Origin of the sequence: Aequorivita sp. KMM 9714, assembly GCF_011065475.1 — a bacterium.
In the GTDB taxonomy this organism is placed as follows: Bacteria; Bacteroidota; Bacteroidia; order Flavobacteriales; family Flavobacteriaceae; genus Aequorivita; species Aequorivita sinensis.
In genome coordinates this window covers 97,863-119,672 of record NZ_JAAGRO010000006.1, presented here as the reverse complement: position 1 = coordinate 119,672, position 21,810 = coordinate 97,863, and the positions used below count along the sequence as shown (strand labels likewise).

22 protein-coding genes are annotated in these 21,810 nt (G+C 33.1%); 18 read left to right on the top strand and 4 right to left on the bottom strand.

The window, feature by feature from the left end; genetic code table 11:
* Nucleotides 1-21: 21 nt before the first annotated feature.
* Together G3A46_RS12670 and G3A46_RS12665 are read right to left on the bottom strand one after the other, a co-directional pair.
* Complete coding sequence (locus G3A46_RS12670; RefSeq protein WP_165150327.1) at nt 22-1,323, bottom strand: glycosyltransferase; 1,302 nt, start codon at nt 1,321-1,323, stop codon at nt 22-24.
* The gene (locus tag G3A46_RS12665; RefSeq protein WP_165150325.1) at nt 1,313-1,615 is read right to left on the bottom strand and encodes a hypothetical protein; all 303 of its coding nucleotides are present in this window, start codon (nt 1,613-1,615) and stop codon (nt 1,313-1,315) included. The genes G3A46_RS12670 and G3A46_RS12665 overlap by 11 nt, the downstream gene beginning before the upstream one ends.
* 499 nt (nt 1,616-2,114) lie before the next feature.
* Here G3A46_RS12665 and G3A46_RS12660 point away from each other — a divergent pair, with 499 nt between their 5' ends.
* The 7 genes from G3A46_RS12660 to G3A46_RS12630 all read left to right on the top strand — a co-directional run bounded on the left by G3A46_RS12660 (nt 2,115) and on the right by G3A46_RS12630 (nt 8,917).
* Nucleotides 2,115-4,073, top strand: coding sequence for a histidine kinase (locus tag G3A46_RS12660; RefSeq protein ID WP_241836897.1), 1,959 nt, complete (start codon nt 2,115-2,117; stop codon nt 4,071-4,073).
* A gap of 3 nt (nt 4,074-4,076) precedes the next feature.
* Nucleotides 4,077-4,835 carry a LytTR family DNA-binding domain-containing protein gene (locus tag G3A46_RS12655; RefSeq protein ID WP_139856052.1) on the top strand — a complete coding sequence of 253 codons (759 nt, stop codon included), beginning with the start codon at nt 4,077-4,079 and terminating at the stop codon, nt 4,833-4,835.
* A gap of 216 nt (nt 4,836-5,051) precedes the next feature.
* A complete protein-coding gene (locus G3A46_RS12650) occupies nt 5,052-5,903 on the top strand; it encodes a hypothetical protein (protein ID WP_165150321.1) in 852 nt (283 codons plus the stop codon).
* 56 nt (nt 5,904-5,959) lie between these two features.
* A complete protein-coding gene (locus tag G3A46_RS12645; RefSeq protein ID WP_165150319.1) occupies nt 5,960-7,219 on the top strand; it encodes a hypothetical protein in 1,260 nt (419 codons plus the stop codon).
* Between the two features lie 114 nt (nt 7,220-7,333).
* Nucleotides 7,334-7,963 carry a laminin B domain-containing protein gene (locus G3A46_RS12640; RefSeq protein ID WP_165150318.1) on the top strand — a complete coding sequence of 210 codons (630 nt, stop codon included), beginning with the start codon at nt 7,334-7,336 and terminating at the stop codon, nt 7,961-7,963.
* A gap of 46 nt (nt 7,964-8,009) precedes the next feature.
* Nucleotides 8,010-8,375, top strand: coding sequence for a hypothetical protein (locus G3A46_RS12635; RefSeq protein ID WP_165150317.1), 366 nt, complete (start codon nt 8,010-8,012; stop codon nt 8,373-8,375).
* A gap of 2 nt (nt 8,376-8,377) precedes the next feature.
* Nucleotides 8,378-8,917, top strand: coding sequence for a hypothetical protein (locus G3A46_RS12630; protein WP_165150316.1), 540 nt, complete (start codon nt 8,378-8,380; stop codon nt 8,915-8,917).
* Between the two features lie 106 nt (nt 8,918-9,023).
* Here G3A46_RS12630 and rimO read toward each other — a convergent pair whose 3' ends face one another.
* Complete coding sequence (rimO, locus tag G3A46_RS12625; RefSeq protein ID WP_165150315.1) at nt 9,024-10,328, bottom strand: 30S ribosomal protein S12 methylthiotransferase RimO; 1,305 nt, start codon at nt 10,326-10,328, stop codon at nt 9,024-9,026.
* A 128-nt stretch (nt 10,329-10,456) separates the two neighbouring features.
* Here rimO and G3A46_RS12620 point away from each other — a divergent pair, with 128 nt between their 5' ends.
* The 7 genes from G3A46_RS12620 (at nt 10,457) to G3A46_RS12590 (ending at nt 17,994) form a co-directional block, all read left to right on the top strand.
* Nucleotides 10,457-12,355 carry a S9 family peptidase gene (locus G3A46_RS12620; RefSeq protein WP_165150314.1) on the top strand — a complete coding sequence of 633 codons (1,899 nt, stop codon included), beginning with the start codon at nt 10,457-10,459 and terminating at the stop codon, nt 12,353-12,355.
* Between the two features lie 175 nt (nt 12,356-12,530).
* Nucleotides 12,531-14,060, top strand: coding sequence for a glutamine-hydrolyzing GMP synthase (gene guaA / locus G3A46_RS12615; RefSeq protein ID WP_165150313.1), 1,530 nt, complete (start codon nt 12,531-12,533; stop codon nt 14,058-14,060).
* Nucleotides 14,061-14,137: 77 nt separating this feature from the next.
* Complete coding sequence (locus G3A46_RS12610; RefSeq protein ID WP_165150312.1) at nt 14,138-16,075, top strand: LysM peptidoglycan-binding domain-containing protein; 1,938 nt, start codon at nt 14,138-14,140, stop codon at nt 16,073-16,075.
* Complete coding sequence (locus G3A46_RS12605; RefSeq protein WP_165150311.1) at nt 16,072-16,476, top strand: OsmC family protein; 405 nt, start codon at nt 16,072-16,074, stop codon at nt 16,474-16,476. Before G3A46_RS12610 ends, G3A46_RS12605 begins: the two co-directional genes overlap by 4 nt.
* A gap of 75 nt (nt 16,477-16,551) precedes the next feature.
* The gene (locus tag G3A46_RS12600; RefSeq protein ID WP_165150310.1) at nt 16,552-17,082 is read left to right on the top strand and encodes a DUF922 domain-containing protein; all 531 of its coding nucleotides are present in this window, start codon (nt 16,552-16,554) and stop codon (nt 17,080-17,082) included.
* Complete coding sequence (locus G3A46_RS12595) at nt 17,066-17,296, top strand: DUF3820 family protein (protein WP_139856041.1); 231 nt, start codon at nt 17,066-17,068, stop codon at nt 17,294-17,296. The genes G3A46_RS12600 and G3A46_RS12595 overlap by 17 nt, the downstream gene beginning before the upstream one ends.
* A 50-nt stretch (nt 17,297-17,346) precedes the next feature.
* Nucleotides 17,347-17,994 (top strand): fused MFS/spermidine synthase, encoded by a 648-nt coding sequence (locus G3A46_RS12590; protein WP_165150308.1) that lies wholly within the window; start codon nt 17,347-17,349, stop codon nt 17,992-17,994.
* 80 nt (nt 17,995-18,074) lie between these two features.
* Here the strand turns inward: G3A46_RS12590 and G3A46_RS12585 are convergent, their stop codons facing one another.
* The gene (locus G3A46_RS12585; protein ID WP_165150306.1) at nt 18,075-19,439 is read right to left on the bottom strand and encodes a kelch repeat-containing protein; all 1,365 of its coding nucleotides are present in this window, start codon (nt 19,437-19,439) and stop codon (nt 18,075-18,077) included.
* A gap of 191 nt (nt 19,440-19,630) precedes the next feature.
* Between G3A46_RS12585 and G3A46_RS12580 the strand changes: the two genes are divergently transcribed.
* The 4 genes from G3A46_RS12580 to G3A46_RS12565 all read left to right on the top strand — a co-directional run bounded on the left by G3A46_RS12580 (nt 19,631) and on the right by G3A46_RS12565 (nt 21,245).
* Entirely contained in the window at nt 19,631-20,053 is a 423-nt protein-coding gene (locus G3A46_RS12580; RefSeq protein ID WP_165150304.1) for a hypothetical protein, read from the top strand.
* A 167-nt stretch (nt 20,054-20,220) separates the two neighbouring features.
* Nucleotides 20,221-20,406 (top strand): hypothetical protein, encoded by a 186-nt coding sequence (locus G3A46_RS12575; RefSeq protein WP_165150302.1) that lies wholly within the window; start codon nt 20,221-20,223, stop codon nt 20,404-20,406.
* A 9-nt stretch (nt 20,407-20,415) separates the two neighbouring features.
* On the top strand, nt 20,416-20,793 hold the full coding sequence (locus G3A46_RS12570; protein WP_165150300.1) for a hypothetical protein: 378 nt from the start codon (nt 20,416-20,418) through the stop codon (nt 20,791-20,793).
* 14 nt (nt 20,794-20,807) lie between these two features.
* Nucleotides 20,808-21,245, top strand: a complete 438-nt coding sequence (locus G3A46_RS12565) for a hypothetical protein (protein WP_165150298.1) — start codon at nt 20,808-20,810, stop codon at nt 21,243-21,245.
* Nucleotides 21,246-21,810: the final 565 nt, after the last annotated feature.

The window sequence follows — 21,810 nt, the reverse complement described above, 5'->3', positions numbered from 1 at the left end:
ATTGTGTTTTAGGGAAATTAACTACTTATACTCATCGCGTACTTCATCACTATTCGCAAAACAAACTGGTGATGAATTTTGAGGAATTTGATTTTTAGTTTCAATCCATTTACTTAAGTATTTTGTGCTTTGTAGTGTGTGATGTTGTATCACCTGACCTAAGAAATTTTCTTGTCGGTGGTTTGTTATGTTTTCAACAAGGGAAGTAATTATTGCATTCAGTTTTTCAGAGAACATTTCACCTAAAAAACGATTTTCAATAATTCTAAACCCATTTTCCTGAGCATTTTGCCAGGCGTTTTCATCTGAATATAGTTCAATTGCTTTAGTGACGAAGTTTTCATCCGAAGTGGTTATAATTCCACCAAAGGCCAAATTTCCATATAAACCTTCAGCGCCAATTTCCGTGGTAATTGAAGGTAGGCCAAATTGCATTGCATCGAAAAGTTTTCCTTTTAATCCAGCACCAAAACGTATTGGAGCAAGCTGTAAACGATAATTATTCATTATCTCTTTAACGTCTTCTGCCCAGCCTTTTACAATAAAACCTTCTTTTTTATTATTAAGTTGAAGAATTTGCTGAGGAGCATATGCTCCGTAAACGTGGAGTTCAGCTGAGGGAATTTGCCTTTTTACTTTAGGCCATAATTTTTTAAGTTGTAAAACGGAATCTACATTAGGCGGATGCAATAAATTACCGATAGCTAAAAAGTTTTCTCTTTCTGTAAATGAAACAGTGTTTTTGAACTCCGAATTAGCGTCAGCCAACAATGGAAGATAAAAAAGTAAATCTGAGGAAATCTTAAAAGTGTTCCTTAAAAGCTCAATTTCATATTCCGAAATTATTAAAGAGAGATCACATCTTAAAATACTTGCGAGTTCCCTTTTTGCAGAATCTGAAAATAGATTCGCTTCAGAAACTGGTCTGTTTTTTTTAATCGCTTCCTTTCTTGCGTTTCTTAAAAAATGTAAGTCTTCAGTATCCAGAATTTTTAACGCATTTGGACAGTTTTCAGATACTCGCCAACCAAATTGTTCTTCAGTAATAAAACGATCAAATATTACTACTGTTGGATTTAATTCTTTTACAAAATCATCAAATGCAGAGTCGTTGAGTTTTATGTTTTTAATAGAAATATTTTGAGCTAGAAGGTTAGCCGATTTATCACCTTTTGAAGCAGTACTTACAAATGTGATTTCATAATTACTTTCAGTGAAGAAATTAATCAATTGCATCATTCTCCCACCAGCCGCGGTAGTTGAAGGCTCAGGGTATGTATGGCCTATAATTAGAAGTTTCTTGGTATTCAAATTAGTATCCATAGAATTCACACATTAATCCAAGGTTGAAAAATCCAGAAAGAGCTCCTAAAAAGAGCATAGTACTTATAAATAAGATGGTGAGAATCACAATTTTGTTTTTTGAGTGATATGCGATGTAATTTAATATTATTTGAATAACCATAGCAAAACCTTGGGCTATTAACATCCGTTCGGCACACACAATAACAGGCTCCTTATAGTAAAGAATATAGGTGGCAACCATCAGAAACACATAAAGCGCACTGATGGTAAATAAGACTGTTTTTGGAAGTTTGAATCTTTGATAGCCCATCTTGACACTTTTATATCAAAGGTACAGAAATAAGAAGTTTCAACAATTAAAAAGCCTTTCCAATGCAGCAATTGCTTCGGAAAGGCTTGTTGAATTTGGTTAGTTTTATACTCCACTGTTATATAGAGAATTCGGCTCTTTAAATTATAACAGTGGAGCCCCCCTCTAATTTTACTTAATAAACAAACAAATGTTAACTTTTCTTACTAAGTCATTAAACTCTATTTCACTAATAACCATAGCGTCAAGAATAATTTTGAAACAAATATACCTTGGATAGAAAGTCGTATCAATACCAAATTAGTATTTGGTTCATCTTACTGAGTATTCGGTTTAAATGTATTTTAATTTTCCAAATACTAATTAATAGCCGCTATTTACTAAAATGTTGAGGTATAAGCGATGGTAGAATGGTATATTAGCTACAGACATGAGAACTTCCCTTGTTTTATTTGTTTTTTGTCTTTTAGCTAATTTGACATCAATACAGGGTCAAATAATGGCTGACTCAATTGTGTTTAAATTTGAACTCATCAATAGTAAAGAAGTTCAAGCGCATATTAATGATAAAGATTCTAGCTTCGAAGATGTTAAGGCGAGTGTTTCGTGGAGACCCTATAGTTCGGAATTGTCTGTAAACTCTAAACAGGCACTTTGGTTAAAATTCGACTTAAAAAATAATTCCAAGGACACTATCCGCAATTATATATATAGTGACACCCCAAGTAACACTATATACCAAGTATTTAAAAACGATGTTAAGGTATTTAAAAATGGAAGGTTAATTCCCTTACCACAGCGCACAAACAGGTCTGATTATTATTTTACCGAAATAGCACTAGCTCCATTTCAAACTTCACAGATTTTTATACGATTACACAATCCTTTAAAGAGAAAAATAGATCCACCCACACTAAACTCCAAACTTAGCTACTGGGAGTTGCTGCATAACATTAATGAAAAACAAGATGCGTCAATTTCCTTCATATATATTTATATAATTACCATAACAACAATTTTTGCCTTTGCTCTGGTGTTTTGGTTGCGGCTTTGGAAGAAACTATACCTATATTATTTAGGATATTTACTTTTTCAAATTATTTATGGTTTTCAAGTTTTGAGAACTACTTCTGCATCTTTTGGTAATTTGTTTACTTACATTCCAACGCTTTCCACTTCTGCTTTTCAACCCGTTCAATTTGTATTTATAGGGTTTTACATTTTATTTATAAAACACTTATTGAAAGTTAAGTACTATGATAAATTACTAGCGAAAGTATTATCATACTTAGGAAGGTTTTGTTTTGTGTATGCGGTTTCACACTTTATATTCAGCTATTTTTTCTTTGGAAATATGTTTGCCGAAACAGTGTTCATTATTGTGAGATTAATAATTATTCCACTTAATTTTATACTGATTTTTTGGATTATTTATAAAGTAAAACATCCGCTTATAAGTTATTTTATAGTAGGACAAACGTTCTTTTTTATTGGTGCAGTTTTGTCGTCCTATGTTGCTTATGCAGAGTTGAGTTTCATTCCGGGACACTTCTTTAACTTTACTCAAGCTCCAAATATCATCTTCCAAATAGGGTTATTGGGTGAAGTAATATGTTTTTCACTTGCATTAGGAGAAAATGTGCTTCTACTTCAAAAAGAAAAAACTAGAGCTAATAAAGAATTAATTGTTCAATTAAAAGAAAATCAAGCTTTGCAAGAAAATATGAATCGAAAGCTTGATGAGAAAGTTCATAAAAAAACTGAAGAACTAATTAAGGTTTATTCTGAGATTGAAAAAGACAGAGAACAGAAGATTAAAGATGAATTTACTCAGAAAATAAGGGAAACAGAAATGATAGCGTTGCGTTCACAAATGAACCCTCACTTTATTTTCAATAGTTTGAGTGCTATTAAGCATTTAATAATGACCTCTAGAAATGATGATGCAATTATCTATCTAGATGAATTTTCTGCTTTACTAAGAGGCATATTAAGCAGTAGTAAACATCAACAAATTACTGTAGAAGAGGAGTTAGAGATTTTAGAATTATATCTTTCTTTGGAACGAAGTCGGATGGGGTCTAGCTTCACTTATGATATTGAAGTATCGTCGAAGGAAGAGCTTTCACAATATCAAATACCTCCATTATTGTTACAACCTTTGGTTGAAAATGCAATCTGGCACGGTTTGCAACCAAGTCTTAAAGCCGAGAAAAAATTATCGATTATATTTGATACTTCTGACGATTTAATAATCACTATATTAGATAATGGTATCGGCAGAAAGGAAAGTGCCAAGAAAAAAAGATTGCATGAGGCTATGGGCACAAGTCTAGTTCAAGATCGCTTAACGCTTTTTAATCATTTGAGCAATAAGTCAATACGTCTTAAGATTACAGACCTTGAAAAAGATGATGTAGTTTTAGGAACAAAAATTACATTAACCTATGAAACTTAAATCATGACAAAAATTATAATAATTGATGATGAGGCGCATTGTACTAATGTATTAAAACATTTAATCGAAAGGGCACATTCAGATTATACCATCACGGGGATTTTTACAAATCCACTGGAAGGATTAGAATTTATTAAAAAAAACCCACCTGATTTATTGTTTCTAGATATTGAGATGCCAAATTTAAATGGATTCACATTACTTGATAATTTATTACCAATAGATTTTGACGTAATTTTTACAACTGCTTATGATCAATATGCCATAAAAGCATTTCGCTATAGCGCTATAAATTACCTCTTAAAACCTATAACAGAAAGAAGTATTGTAAAAGCATTATCTGGTTGGGAAAGCCGTCGAAAAAAAACATCTACCAAACAGTGGCAGATACTCAATGATTATATGCAAGATCCTAAAAAGGATATTTCTCAAATAGCATTGCCAACAGGAGTAGGATATAAAATTGTAGAAATTCAAAATATAGTGCGGTGTCAATCGGATAGTAATTACACCAATATATTTTGTAAAGATCAACACAAGATTTTAATAAGTCGAACATTAAAAGAAATAGAGGAGCTATTATATGAAAAGGGTTTTATTAGAGTGCATCAATCTCATTTAATCAACCCTCAGTATGTAAAGGGAATATTAAAACACGACGGAGGGAGTTTAATTATGCACGATGATGTTGAAATTCCAGTATCGCGACAAAAAGCAAAACAAATTAATGAAATTTTAGAGACTATGCTCCGCTTTAAATAAAAAGTAAAATAATGGTTTACTAACGTGTTTTGAATTGAGTTTTTTTATACCCAGTTATTTAAATGACTGGGTTTTTTTATTCGTCTAATTATATAAAAAGTATTTTTTCCAAATTCTAAATCATAACCTCCAAATTCTAATTAGGGGTTGTAATACTCTAATATCATCGATAGGTTTGTTTGTGGAATTCTTTATAAAAGAATAAAAAATAATATCATGAAAAAGATTTATACAGCTATAGTGACAACTTTAATGTTGTTAGCTTTTATGGCGCCAGTGCAAGGACAACGAGGTTTTATTAAAAGAAAAATTCAACAGAAAGTTGAAAAAGACATGCGCGAGAAGCATGCAGAGCCACAAAGGGAGAAAGGTCGTAAGGCGATAGAAGATATTACTTATGAAAATGATACGCGCTATCCAGTTCCAGAAAACCCTGTACAAGCAACTTTAGTGATGAAAATGCAATCGTTTAAAAAGAACGGAAAATTAGACGACACTAATACCGCTAAAATGGTTTTTGGTGAAACTGGCGAATGTATGATAATGAATGAAGGTGATAAAAATGAAAGCCGAATGTTATTTGATTATAAAGGCGCTGCCACGTATATGGTGAATCATAAAGAAAAAACAGCGATGAAAATGCCAATGATAAATTTTCAGAAAATGGCTGAGAAAATGGCAGGAGATCAAGCTGATTTAGAAGATAGTAATGGTGAATGGAAGCGAACTGATGAGGTAAAAGAAGTAAACGGGTATAAGGCCCGAAAATACGTCTATACCAATCCAAAAGAAGATATTAAAATGGATGCTTGGGTTACCAAAGATATTAGTATTGACTTAAGTGGAAACCATCTTTTTGGCGGACAGATTAAAGATTTTTCAAAAGCTTCAACTATTAAAATAGACGAGAACTACCCACAAGGAATGATGGTTAGAAGTATTTATTATGATAAAAAAAGTGATAACCCTAGTTCAATAATGGATATTACTTCTTTTAAAAAATCATCAGACCCTAAATATTTCGACCTAAGTGGTTACACTATAAATGATATTTTGGGGAAACTTTAGGTATACAATTAGAATTATTAATAAATATCATAACTATAAACAATAAAAATTCAGAAATGAAAAAGTTTCAATTTAAATTTCAAAACCTTTTATACATACCATTAGCTTTTATTGCTTTAACAAGTTGTAGTAGCGATGACGATGTTAGTGAACCAGACCCAGTAGTAGAGCCTTTAGTGTTAGATTGTTCTACAATTACTGAAGCAATGGTGCTAGAAGATAGAGGTTCTGGAATTGATTATATATGGCCATGTGCCGTTAAAGTAAGAGCTCCGTTAACAATAGAGCCAGGTGTTACAATCGCATTTGAACAAGGAGGAGGATTAATTATCGACGATTACGACACTAGAACAGGTGCGTTAATAGCCAATGGTACAGAAGATAAACCAATAGTATTTACAGGTACAAGTCAAACTCCAGGGGCATGGAATCGAATTTATATGGATTCGGGAGATTTAAATAATATATTAAATCACACTATAATAGAATACGCTGGAGGAACTGATGGAAGCTTACCTGCTTTGACAAATGTAAACGGAAGTAAAGTCGAAGTTAAAAATACTATTATCCGTAATAATAAAGGAAATGGAGTTTTTGTTAGTACCTCTGCTAATATAGATGGGTGGGAAGCTAATACTGTAATTGGAAATCAAAGTTATCCAATGCAAATTGCAGCAAGAAAAATTAAGTTTCTAGACGGAACTGCAAGTCTTTATGCCGATAATGGAATGAATCAAATTTATGTAAATTCAGAATCTATATATAATCGTGGATTTATTGAGGATGAGGTAAATGGTCCTGTGCACACATGGTTAAATCCTGGTGTACCATTCTTTATAGAAGAGAATATTTTTGTTAGACAAGATAGAGAAAATGAAAGACCAGGCCATTTAAAGATTACCGAAGGATGTAATATTGTTTTTGCAGAAAATTATGGTATCCAAGTGTATCATGGTAATACTGTATTAGAAGTATTAGGATCAGCAGAAAATCCAGTAAACTTCTCTGGGCAATACGGACAAGGTAGTTGGAAAGGAATAAATATTATTCAAAGTATAAGCAACTTAAATAAAATTGAGAATGCAGTGATAGCCGATGCAGGACAATCTACTTGGGATTGGTTTAATCAACCAGGGGGTCTTTCTTTAGGAGGGCAAACTAGTCATACTGTAAACTTAACCTTAGACAGCGTTCATATTACTAGCAGTGGTGGATGCGGAATTGTTGAAAGAAAGATGGCTAGTAACGCTAGTTTGGTATATAATGACCTCACTTTTGCTAACAATGCTGGTGACGATATCTGTGAGGAAATATAAATTTAAAAATATATAAACGTAACGAAAGTACTAGTGATTCTGAGCCTTTATCACAATCATATAAGCAACTTTTAAAATCACATCTAAATATTTAAATTTTAAAAACCCGAAAAAATGAAAAGATTACAGCAAAAATTCAGAATCCTGTTGGCTTTACTAATTCTTAGTTTTGCCTACACAAGTTGTAGTAGTGATGATGATAATACATCAGATGACCTTGGTCCTATAGAAGAAAGCTTATTTAAAAATAATGCTGAAGGATGGAAAATAGTTGGTGACGCTCAGGGAGGTTATGTAGAGCCTACATATTCGCCAGATGGTGGCGTGATAGGAGGATACATTTATGCAGATGATGATGTAGCAGGTGGAGTTTGGTATTTTGCAGCACCTAGCGCCTATCAGGGAAATAAATCAGAATATTATGGAGCAACTTTAAGTTTTAATTTATTCCAAGACTCAAATATGTCTAATCAATTCGAAAATGCAGACGTTATATTTAGAAATGGTGATAAGCAAATAACATATAACCATAATCCTTCCAATTATCCAGGCTCTGATTGGACTTCATACTCTATGAAGATTAGTAAAAATCAAGGTTGGGTTAAAGGAGACTATGACAGTGGAGTTACTGCTACCGAAGCTGATATAAAAGAAGTATTGTCAAATGTTACTGCATTCTGGATTCGCGGAGAATTTGAATCTGGACCTGATTCTGGAGGATTAGATAAAGTGGTAATTGATTAATTATTAGCTGTACAACTTATTTAAATAAATCCTTAAAACATCAATTATGAATGAAAATTTAGGTACCCAAGAAAATATAAATCCTTCTTCAAATACTATTGAAGAAGGAAAGACTATTGCAATTATAGCTTACATCACCATTTTTGGCTTGTTGATAGCTTTTCTGATGAACAATGATAAAAAGAATTCATTTGCCTCCTATCACTTACGTCAATCTCTTGGATTAGGGCTTACGAGTTTGGCATTATCAGTTATAAATATCATTCCAATTTTGGGGTGGATAGTGTCTATATTGGGAGGTGTTTTCATAATTGTACTATGGGTTATTGGACTAATGGGAGCATTGAACGGAAAAGAAAAACCAGTGCCTTTTTTAGGTAAGAATTACCAAGAATGGTTTAAAAGTCTATAATAATGTGTAAAATAAAACCTTTATTGTTTGTTTTAGGGATTTTCTGTCTTGTTTTGATAGGTTGTAAGAACAATTCAAACAATGAAAATGAGGCAAATAATAAAGCCTCTTCGAAAGTAGAGAGCAACGATGATATCTATGTTGAAATTCAACTAGAAGATGGGAAAAGCATCAAATTAAATTCTCCTAAACAAAGAGGGAATTTATCTGCTCCTAGTAGCCTTTCTGTTAATATGGATAAGGATGGGATAGTTATAATGCTGAAATTGAATAAGTATAAAACACCTTTAGAAAACAAAGTTTATGACGATCCACTTGATGCGCAAATTACGCTTACAAGTATATCACACGATGGCCCGCTAGGAAAGGAAACTTACCGCTCTTTTAATGAAAACGAGAACGGAGAAGAAGGTAAGGTGAAAGTTAACTTAATTTCGCATAGTGAAAATCATTCTGAAGGAACCTTTGAGGGTACACTTTATTCACAAAATAAAAAAGAGGCGACTATTAAGGGAAATTTTAAAACAAGAAAGAAAAAGTAGTTAGTGTTAATTGCTCAAAGTAATATTCTGAATATAGAATGATTAGTTAAACAAAAAAGCGAGAAATTTCTCGCTTTTTTGTTTTATGTAATAAGATGTTTAAGTTTTATTTTACAACTTCTGCATACAAATCAAAGTCTTCAGCAGCGGTAATTTTTACGTTAAAAAACTCTCCAGTTCTTAAATAATCATCTTCAGCATTAATTAATACTTCGTTGTCAACATCAGGACTGTCAAATTCAGTTCTTCCTACAAAGTATCCACCTTCTTTTCTGTCGATTACCACACGGAATTCCTTACCTATTTTTTGCTGATTTAATTCCCAAGATATTTGAGATTGAATTTCCATAATTTGGTTAGCGCGATCCATTTTTACATCTTCCGGAACATCGTCTTCCAGATTGTAAGCGTGAGTATTTTCTTCGTGAGAATATGTAAAACAACCTAAACGCTCAAAACGCATTTCTTTTACCCATTCTTTTAAAGTTTGGAAATCTTCTTCAGTTTCACCAGGGTAACCAACAATTAAAGTAGTTCTAATCGCCATTTCAGGAACGGCAGCTCTAAAGTCTTCCAATAATTTGGTTGTCTTCGCCTTTGTAGTTCCACGACGCATCGATTTCAAAATAGAATCTGAAATATGCTGTAGAGGAATATCTATATAATTACATATCTTAGGTTCATTGCGCATCACCTCCAACACATCCATTGGGAACCCTGTAGGGAAGGCATAATGCAAACGAATCCATTCAATTCCTTCAACTTTTGCAAGCTTTTGAAGTAGCTCTGCAAGATTTCTTTTTTTGTATAAATCTAAACCGTAATAAGTTAAATCCTGTGCTATTAAAATAAGTTCTTTAACTCCTTTCGCTGCTAGTTTTTCAGCTTCAACAACCAATTCCTCCATTGGAGTACTTCTGTGTTTTCCACGCATAATTGGAATAGCACAAAAAGAACATGGGCGGTCGCAACCTTCAGCAATTTTAAAATACGCATAGTTTTTTGGTGTAGTTGTAATTCTTTCACCAATCAATTCGTGCTTGTAGTCTGCGCCTAAAGCTTTTAATAAACCTGGAAGTTCGGTTGTACCAAAATATTCATCCACATTTGGAATTTCTTTTTGAAGGTCTGGTTTATACCTTTCAGATAAACATCCTGTAACAAAAACCTTTTCTACAATTCCTTCTTCTTTTTTCTGAACGTATTCAAGAATAGTGTTAATGCTTTCCTCCTTGGCATTATTAATAAAGCCGCAGGTATTAATTACCACAATGTTTCCTTCTTCTTCGTGTACTACTTCTTTATTACTAGCACGCAGTTGGCCCATAAGTACCTCACTGTCATATACATTTTTAGAGCAACCTAGTGTTACTACATTAATTTTATTTTTCTTTAGGGATTTCGTGCGCATTTCTGTTATTTCTTAATTTAAAAAGTGTGCAAAGATACCACGAAAAATTAGAACATTCATTACTATATATATCTAGTGCAACCCACATAGTTTTTTTAAGTAACTTTGCATTTTTAAAAACTTTTGAAATGAAAAAAATAACGTTCCTGCTAGCATTTCTTACTGCTGGCATCATGTTCGCTCAAAAAACGATGACGCCTGAGCTATTATGGCAAGTAAAAAAAGTAAGTCCAATTGGAATTTCTGACAATGGAGAAGTGCTTTTTTATAAAGTTACAACTCCTAATATGGAAGAAAATAGCTTCGATTCAAAATTCTACGCTATGAAAGTAACGGGTGGCAATTTTGCAGAAGTTACTAAAGAGGAAGTTAAAGTAGCAGATAAAAATCTATCGGCAGACGGGAAATACCTATTAATGCACAAACCAGTTCACGTTAATGACATTACTGGAAAAGATATTTATAACGACTTACCAAAAAGTGATGCTTATGTGTATACGGCATTAGATTACCGTCATTGGGATAAATTCAACGATGGAAGTTTTAATCACGTTTTTTATAAAGATGTAAAAACTGGTGCAGAAACTGATATCACACCAGGGCAGCCATATTACACACCACAAGCTCCTTTTGGAGGGGATGAAGATTATGTTTGGGACCCAAAAGGTGAAAATATCTATTATGTAAGTAAAAAGGTTGCAGGTACAGAATATGCAGTAAGTACTAATACAGATATCTACAAGTACAACCTAGCAAGTAAAAAAACTGAAAATATTACTGAAGAAAATAAAGGGTACGATACAAATCCTGCATTTTCGAAAGATGGTGCTTTAGCTTGGTTACAAATGAAGACTCCAGGTTATGAAGCCGATAAAAATGATATTATAGTGCTAAAAGATGGTGTGAAACAAAACCTAACAGCACAATGGGATGGAACTGTTGCTAACTTTATATGGGCAAACAATAATAAAGACATTTATTTTACAGCTCCTGTAAATGGAACAAGACAACTTTTTAAAGTTGATCATCCGGGAAGATCTAGAAAAATGCCTGTAGTAGAGCAGCTTTCACAAGGTCAATTTGATGTAACAGGTATAGTAGCAGAAAACAATGGTCATTTAATCGTTACACGTACCGATATGAACCACGCTACAGAGATTTTTTCTTTCGATTTAAAGAAAAAAACTTTCAAGCAACTTACACAAGTTAATACAGAGTTTTACGGAAAAATGGATTTACCATCCGTTGAAAAGAGAATGGTAACTACTAAAGATGGTAAACAAATGTTAGTATGGGTGGTTTTACCTCCAAACTTCGATAAAACAAAAAAATATCCAACCTTGCTTTATGCTCAGGGTGGACCACAGTCTCCTTTATCTCAATTTTACTCATTCCGTTGGAATTTCCAATTAATGGCATCGCAAGGTTATATTGTTGTAGCTCCTAATAGAAGAGGAATGCCAGGTCACGGTGTAGAATGGAATGAAGCAATTAGCGGCGACTGGGGTGGTGGTGCAATGCAAGATTACCTAGATGCTATTGATGCTATTGCTAAAGAGCCTTATGTAGATAATGATAGACTTGGTGCTGTTGGTGCAAGTTTTGGTGGCTATTCAGTTTTCTGGCTTGCTGGAAATCACGACGGTCGTTTCAAATCTTTTATCGCTCATGACGGTGTTTTCGACAACCGATCAATGTATGGTACCACTGAAGAGTTGTTCTTCGTAAACCACGATATGGGTGGTGCTTATTGGGAGAAAGAAAATGAAGTAGCACAGAAAACATACAATGAGTTTAACCCAATTAACTATGTTGATAAATGGGATACTCCAATTTTAATTGTACAAGGTGGTAAAGACTACCGTGTGCCTATTGAGCAAGGATTACAAGCGTTCCAAGCAGCGCAATTACAAAATATTAAAAGTAAGCTTCTTTATTTCCCAGAAGAGAACCATTGGGTGCTTCAACCACAAAATGCGTTGGTATGGCAAAGAGAGTTCTTTAGCTGGTTAAAAGAAACACTTTAATTTATGCTAAATGAAGAATCACGAATGCACGAAGGATTATAAAAACTCGTGTGTTCGTGATTTTTTTAATGAAATTAAAAGAATAGCAAATCAACAATTTTACTTTTGTTGAAAATACATTGAAAAATTACTCACAACAGTTTAACCAAATTAACAATTTACAGTATTTTTGCCTATGCAAAATAATGTCCTCATTTTAGATTTTGGATCGCAATACACTCAATTAATCGCTAGACGCGTTAGAGAGTTGAATATTTACTGCGAAATCCACCCTTACAATAAAGTTCCAGAAAGCCTAGATCCTTATAAGGCTGTAATTCTTTCTGGAAGTCCATTTTCTGTTCGTGCTGAAGATGCTCCACATCCAGACCTTTCAAAAATAAAAGGTCATAAACCACTTTTAGCGGTTTGTTATGGTGCACAGTATTTAGCACATTTTAATGGCGGAAGTGTAGAACCATCAAACTTACGTGAATACGGAAGAGCGAAGTTATCTATGATTAAAAATGACGAAGTTTTCTTTAAAGACATTCCAGAAAATACTAATGTTTGGATGAGTCATAGCGATACAATCGCGAAACTTCCTGAAAATGGAGTACGTTTAGCAAGTACTGTAGATGTTTTAAACGCTGCCTATAGAATTGAAGGCGAAGAAACCTACGCAATTCAATTTCATCCTGAAGTGTACCATTCAACGCACGGAAAGCAATTGTTAGAAAACTTTTTAGTGAATATTGCTGAAGTACCTCAAACTTGGACACCAGCCGCTTTTGTTGAAACTACTGTTGCATCTTTAAAAGAGCAAATAGGAGATGGAAAAGTTGTGTTAGGATTAAGTGGTGGAGTAGATTCTACTGTTGCTGCTATTCTTCTTAATAAAGCAATTGGCAAAAACTTATACTGTATATTCGTAAATAACGGGTTGCTTCGTAAAAACGAATTTGAAAGCGTTCTAGACCAATATAAAGATATGGGGCTAAACGTAAAAGGTGTTGATGCATCGGAGCGATTTTTGAAAGCTTTGAAAGATGTAAGCGATCCTGAAAAGAAACGTAAAGCTATTGGTAATGCCTTTATTGAAGTATTTGATGATGAGGCACATCAATTAACTGGTGTGGATTGGTTAGGTCAAGGAACTATCTACCCAGATGTTATTGAAAGTGTTTCTGTAAACGGACCTTCAGTAACCATTAAAAGTCATCACAACGTAGGTGGTTTACCAGATTTTATGAAATTGAAAATCGTAGAGCCGCTACGTATGCTTTTTAAAGATGAGGTTAGACGTGTAGGAAAAGAAATGGGAATCGACCCTGAGTTATTAGGAAGACATCCTTTCCCTGGACCAGGTTTAGCAATTCGAATATTAGGAGATATTACAGCAGAAAAAGTTCGTATATTACAAGAGGTTGATGCTATCTTTATAAATGGATTGAAAAAGTGGGACTTATACGATAAGGTATGGCAAGCTGGAGCAATTCTATTACCTGTAAATAGTGTAGGGGTAATGGGAGACGAGAGAACCTATGAGAAAGTAGTTGCCCTTAGAGCGGTAGAGTCTACCGATGGGATGACTGCAGATTGGGTAAATTTACCTTATGAATTTTTACAAGAAGTAAGTAATCATATAATAAATCGCGTTAAAGGCGTTAATAGAGTAGTCTATGATATCAGCTCTAAACCGCCTGCAACGATAGAGTGGGAATAAGATTTCTGTAATGTTTCTTTTTTGCTGAAATTGATTTAACCCCTAGATCATGTTTAATTTTAACTGAAATTGAGACTATGTTTGACAAACTTAAAAATTCGATTATCCCTATGTTGAAGTGTTTAATATACGTTTCAGTTACGTTGTTATTTATGGTTAGTTGTGGATCTGCAGCTCAACAACAATACAAGAGTCACGCTGTTAAAAAAGGTGAAACTGTATCGAGTATTGCAGATGCCTATAATATATCTGAAGAAACAATTTACAATTTGAACCCTGAATCTAGAAATGGATTAAAGGCAAATAGTATCTTGATTATTCCTTCTAATAACATTATTAGTTCGGGAACAGAAAAAAACAACTACCGCGAGCATAGAGTTAAAAGAAAAGAAACTTTATACGGCATAGCTCAAGAATACAATGTTAGTGTTGATGATATAAAGAGGTTAAATAAGGAGTTATACTCAAGAGGCTTAAGAAACGGTGAAAGAATATTAATTCCAGCGTCTTCAAAAAGTACTGAGGTAACTACCAAAGAATCTGATGATAAATTACCATCTGGCACCCAAGAGTATAAAGTTCAAGCTAAGGAAACTAAGTTTGGAATTGCGAGAAAATTCGGGATTAGTATTGCGGAATTAGATGCGCTAAATCCAGAGTTAGGCGATGGTTTAAAGAAAGGTTCAATAATTATTGTGCCTGAAGATACTGTAATGGAAGATGCTGAAATCGACGAAGATAAATTTCAGTATTACGAGGTATTACCAAAAGAAGGTTTTTATAGATTGAAAGTGAAATTTGGTCTTTCACAAGATGAAATTATTGCTTTAAATCCGTATGCAAAAGATGGATTAAAAGAAGGAATGATTCTTAAACTACCTAAAGAATCAGATTACTCTTCTTCCGATGTTTATACCGATATCAATCTTGAAGACCGAATAGACAACAAGAGAATGAAAACGGTAGCGCTTATGTTGCCATTTCGTTTACCAGGAAGTTCAGACGACTCAACTGAAGGCGATAGCGATCTAATTAAAAGAGATCCTACGCTTCGTGTATCTTTAGACTTTTATAGCGGAGCTTTAATGGCTGCTGAGTTTGCAAAGGATAAAGGCATTCCTGTTACTCTTAATGTTTACGATACAGAAAGAAGTGAAAGTAAGGTTGCATCTATTATTTCAAATGGAAACTTTAAAGATGTAGATGCCGTAATAGGTCCTTTATTACAGAAGAATGTTGAAAAAGCTTCAGATATGCTTAAGGGAGATAAAATTCCAGTATTTTCTCCTTTAAGTAATAGAGATATGGCTATGAATAAGAATCTTTTTCAAACCATACCTACCAATTCAATTCTTGAAAAAACAATGATTCAATATTTGGTGAAGCATTCATCAGGTAGAAATATTATTATAATTTCAGATTCAAAAAGAGCTAAACAGAAAGAAATGCTACTATCGGCAATTCCAACTGCAAAAACAGTAGTGCCAAGAGGTGGAGGATATGTAGGTTCTAGTGATATTTCTGCTGTAGTAAATAGCGGAATGGAAAACTGGGTTGTTCTTGAGTCGGAAAATCCTGTGCTAATTAGTAGTGCTGTAAACGTATTGGCTGGAATGTCTCCAAGTTATAAGCTTCGCTTATTTACTTTCGATAAAAACGACGCTTACGAATGGCACGAAGTATCGAGTAGACGTTTAGCAAAATTAGATTTTACATTTCCTTCTGTAAACAGAAAAATAGATGAAGACGAACGCAATTCTTTTTTAGTAAGCTATAAAAATAAATACGGTGTGTTACCGAATAGATATGCTATTAGAGGTTTTGATGTAACTTACGATGTACTGTTGCGTATGGCTTCAGAAAAAGATATTTACGATGCTGTACTACCTGAAAATCAAACAGTGTATATTGAAAATAAATTTCGATATAAAAAGTCGGATACTGAAGGGTATTGCAATGAAGCGGCTTATATTCTAAAATACAATAACGAACTTAAATTTGAAGTAGTAGAATGAGTACTTCTAAAGTAACATATTTAGGAAATCTTCGTACAGAGAACGAACACCTACAATCTAAAAATACCTATATCACAGACGCTCCAACCGATAATAACGGAAAAGGAGAAGCATTTTCACCTACAGATACTGTGGCTACAGGACTCGCTAATTGTATGATAACTGTAATGGGGATTAAGGCGAGAGATATGAATGTAAATATGGATGGAACAACAGCAATGGTAACAAAAACCATGGCTGCAAACCCTCGTCGAATTTCAAAAATTGAAATAGTCCTAAACTTTCCTGCTGGTATTGACGAAAAATCGAGAAAAATATTAGAAAATACAGGGAGAACTTGCCCTGTTATACAGAGTCTTCACCCGGATATTGAAAAAGTAATTGAGTTTAATTGGGACTAAGAAAGCAATTAGCTTTCTTTTTCAGTTGAGAGTCAATTATTTTAATTTCGACGATGTTATTGGCTTCAACTTATTATGAAACTTTTTTTTGCATTATTAATTTTCTTGCTAACACTCCCTCAGAACAATTCTGAAAAAATTACGTGGAGTGAAAGTTATAAGCTTAGTTGGAAGGATTTTCGCGGAAAACCTATACGTAGTGCAAGTTTTGTTGCAACAACCAATTCGGGAATAAGCTTTCAGTATTCATATTCAATCAAGAATAATAAGGTTAGTGTTGACTATTCGGTATCAAGTTTTTTTGAGCCGAGTAATTCTTGGTATATTCCTGAAAAAGTAAATGATCATATTCTGAAACACGAACAGCTTCATTTTGACATATCAGAATTACATGCTCGAATGCTTAAAAAGAATTTAGAAGGAAAGCAATTCTCAAAGAGGGTGCAATCCGAAATTGAAAAAATTTACAAAGAAGTTGAACAGAAAAGAAGGGCAATGCAAACGAGATTTGATGCCGAAACGGATCACTCTCGAAACGAAAAACAAGAATTATACTGGCGAAAATTTATCGCCCAACAGCTCGCCGAATATGAACATTGGAAATAGCCCAGACCCTAATCACTTAATTGAACTTGCTAACTATAAAATGCCTTTCGGAAAATATGAGGGTTATTATTTGGTGAATGTTCCTGAGTATTACTTCGTATGGTTTAAGCAAAAGGGGTTCCCAGAGGGGAAGCTTGGTAGGATGATGGCCGAAATGTACGAGCTTAAACTCAATGGGCTAGAAGGCTTAGTGAAAAAGCTTATCAAAAAGTAAAACTTTATATCTTTTGGTAAAGGATAAAGCAGCAATAATTAAAATGTATAATGAAAAAAATTTTAAGCTACATCTGGCCAGTTACAAGAAAATTTCCTTCTGAATTTAATGGTACTTTAGAAATCTCCTATGTTAATGGTAAGAAGGTTTTAGATACAAAAAACGCAAATTATTCCTACGGGTCACTTCAGAAAATATTAGAAATAGGTTTGACTAAAGTAAATCTAAAGTCGGTTGAAAACTTATTGCTTTTAGGTTTAGGCGGTGGAAGTATTATCCAGTCTCTTCGTGAAACTTTTGAATATCAAAAAAATATTATTGCTGTAGAAATCGATCCTGAAATCATAAAGTTGGCCAAGGATGAATTCGGTATTTCTCCTTCAAACACATTGCAAATTGTCCAAGCTGATGCTTTCGATTATGTGAAAACTTCTAAAGAAAAGTTTCAGCTAATCATAATAGATCTTTTTATAGACACTACTGTGCCTTCAAAATTTTTCAAAAAGGAATTTTGTGACAATGTTTCAAGATTACTTCAGAAAAATGGGTTTATAATATTTAATGCGGGCGTAAACTTGAAAAATAATTCTGATAAAATAGAAAAAATCATCTCTAATTTCGGGAGTGATTTTAAATTCGAAGCATTTTTAAAAGTAAATGGCACCAATACTTTACTGGTTGGAGAGAAATTAACCTAATCAAGAAATATATTGCTTTTCCTTTTTCAGCTACCATTAAAAGAGATCAATTTCTTTGTTCACTCATTTTTATCCTAAAATTATTCTACTCTAAAAATTTCTGGTATTAGCATTACTTCTTTCAACCTTCTATCTTTTGGATTTCTACGCTCAACTAATATTTTTCCTTTAGGAATATGTAGTATAGCACTTAATTTAAAAAGGAGGTTTGCCAAAGTAACCTCTCTTCTTTTACTAATTGCGTTAAAACTCTCGTCTTTTTCATTTTGTAAAATTTCATTTAGATCATTTAATGGAGTAAATTTATTCTGGTGAAGAAAAAGATGTTTTAACAAGCGAGTTTCATTTTCATTAAGGTTCGACAATGCTTTCTTTTTATAGTAAAACGTCTCCTCTTTTTCATTATAGGTCAATCTACTTCTATTACTTACCTTTCTTCTCCGCTTATAAACTATTGTAGAGCCTGCCAGGACAATTAGCAACACAGATAATCCTAAAAAAATGGGACGTGTTCTGTTGTCAAAAAAAGATATTTCACTTTTTTCTTTCCCCAAAAATGAATCTAGTGATTCAGATATAATACTGTAGTTATCTGTAATAGTATTTCTATAGGTATAAATTACTTTTTCAGTCTTGGGGTCGTAAATAATTTGTTCAATCCCTTTCCATTCGTTGAACCCATAAGTTTTCAAAATGTTATTGTCAATATCTATCTCGTAGATGCTTTCATAAAGTATATAGAGTTTATCATTAGCTTGAAATGATTTATACGGATTGGAACCAAAAAGTTTGGCATTATATTCTCCTGCTTTCTTCCAATTCATTGTTGGCAGATGAAGTTGCCAGACAATACCGTCATCCACTTTTACTTGTTCCTGCACCCTATTCGGATTCTGGGTGAATCCACCAAAAACATACAAATAATCACCTTGAGTATAGTGAAATGCCTTAAATCTTGGGGTCGGCAAATCGTTTCCCTTTGTTTGCACTTGTGTCCATTCGCCTATTGCTTTATTGTATTTGGTAATTATGTTTTTATGGGAAAATAGTCCATAGCCGCCAAAAAGGTAGATTTCATCATTAAATGCAAATGGAACAGCATAATGCTGATTTCTATGGGCAAAGGACTTGTCAATCCTCGCAAAGTCAAAATTGTTATAGAGATAAACTGGTCCACATCCATTTGACACCATATAAGTGTCCTCTTCAAGTACAAAACAATAGGGAATATCCATACCAAGGTTTCCCTTGTTAAGCCCACTGGTAGCAGTTTTAACTTCAAAGTTATTGCCGTGATATAAAATAGAATCATTAATAATCAAAACAGGTTCTTCCTTCTGGGCATCAAAAAAAAGGAGATGGTTTTTGCCAAAAACAAGATCAGATTGGGAAATACTGCTACAAAAAGAGGCTACAAAGAAAAATAGGGCAAGATAAAACTTCACTTTGGTTTAAATATAATTGGTTGTTATGTTGATGAAAATACTAAAAATAATTTAGTTGTCGCATTTTAGGTCTTATTGTATTTTTTTAAGTGAATTAAATACCCGAAAGTATAGTTTCGGATAATTTTTTGAGATGGGATGTGGTTGTTTTATAGTTTCGGGAAGCACAATTAGATGTTTAATATACAATTATGAAAAACCTAAATTCAATATTTATTTTAATAGTATTCGTAGGTTTTGTTGGTTGTAATAATGGAGATAAACCTGAAAATCTTAATCAATTTCCAGAGTCGAAGATTAATTCAAAGAAAAAACCTGAACTTAAGCCCAAATTTATTGTTTACCAAGGTGATGTTACTGTACCATACTACCCTGATCTCCCAGAAATGGGAGGGATTACAGAAAACCTCACATTAAGAGTCAGTACAAATTTTGATGAAGCGTCTTTAAATGGACCAATGACAAAAATTAAAGAAACCCGTAAGGATGTTTACACTTTTATTGATGGTGCTATATTAGGAATGAGTATTTATCTAAAAGAAGATTTCGCGATTGTTTATGGAATTGAAGGGGAGCAGTTTGCAACGATTTATAAAACAAAATTTGAATATTAGAAACCGGCTAATCTCGATCTTAAAAATTCAAAATGATCTCTATTCAAAAACCAAGATTTTTAAATAGAATATAATATCCGAAAGTATGGTTTCGGATGATATTTGTGGATTGGAATGGGGTTGTTTTTTAGTTTGCATCAAATAACTAATTAATTATAAATGATTTTATGGAAATATTTAAAAAAATTTGTTGGATAGCTACTATCGTTGGAGGGATGATTGGAAGCTTGATTTTTATTTATGCAATGAGCGCTTCTGAAAGTGACATGCAAATGGGGTCTCTATCTGCTTTTGCAATTGGATTTGTCGTATTGCCTTATTGCATTGCACGGGCAGTATCTGAACTGAAATAAATTTTCTGTATGAATACGACAACATTAACTGTACAGTCCTGTGGTAATGGAAAATTTAGATTAGGTGTTAACACCAATGATTCATCTACAATTTTTCAAAAACGATATAGAAAAGTAGTTCTCAAGATAGAGAAAAATCGAGTAATTGATACTGAAACTACTTGTGGACCTCCCAACGATAAAGAAGTTCTCAAAAATAAAAAGTGTAAAAAAGGATATGATCTCTACGCTAAGAAAATTGATCAGTGGATTAAATCCAATCATTTTCACTGTTATCGAGAACGACAACCAACAAAAATCGAATTTCAGATAATAAAATCAAACTCTACAATCATCCTGAAGTTTACAGGCAATACAAGAAATAATAGATGTAAATGCTATAATTAAAATTTTGAAAAATAATGAAAACAACAAAAACTTCGACTTTTATCGTTATTCTTCTTATATTATTAGGTAGTGCAAATAGCTGCCAAAATAAAAGTCCATCAATTTTTGGGGTATATGATTCATATTCAGGAGAAAGATTTTATCTATATCCTGATTCAACATTTTTAGAGTTACGTGTAAAAACTAGAACTTATCATACTGAGTCTGATGGTCCAAAAGTAATTAATGAATATACCACAAAGGATCCTTATGGCTATGGAACATTTACCATTCTCAAAGAAGAAAATCAAAATATTCTGAAGATTTCATATAAAAAACAAGGGCCTATTAATTTTGGAGGCGGGAGATTTAAACTTGTGAATGATAATAAAACTTTCTATTACACTAATTTGATGTGGGAGAAAAGAACTTTTAATAAAATTGGTGGTGAGTCTATGTTATTAGAAAAGTAATTATCCCTCCTCTATAAATAAATGTCTTATAAGCTCATAAAGCTTCAACTTTATTTATTCCTTATGCAAATATCTTACATTAAAATATATAAGTATCTAAGTTCAAGTAATAAGTGCAAAATTAATATTTAAAACTCTTGGGGCTAGCCCCAAGAGTTTTAGGACCAATTGTTATATTAATCTTGCATGAAAAAATACAAACAATTGACCATCCACCAAGGGTATCCAATTGAAGTCCTAAAGAACAAATGTTTTGCACTTATGGGTTGAACTCAGCGTATTTAAAAAAATGTATTAAATCAGAACAAAACAAACAAAAAAGACATCAGTATTATTTATTTCTTGCCTGTCGATTGTCACTTATGTCTGAGTGAGGACAAAAAAGGGTTCGACTGAGAGGCAGAGTTCAAATAGACATACTACTGATAGCCATACTACTGACTCTTTAGCTCAAGATGAATTAAGAGCTGATTCTGGCAATTATATAGGAACAGGCGAAAACAATAAGTCAATTATTTCCGATGTGACGCCAAACACTCAAAATGGAGTTAATCAAAAATGGATA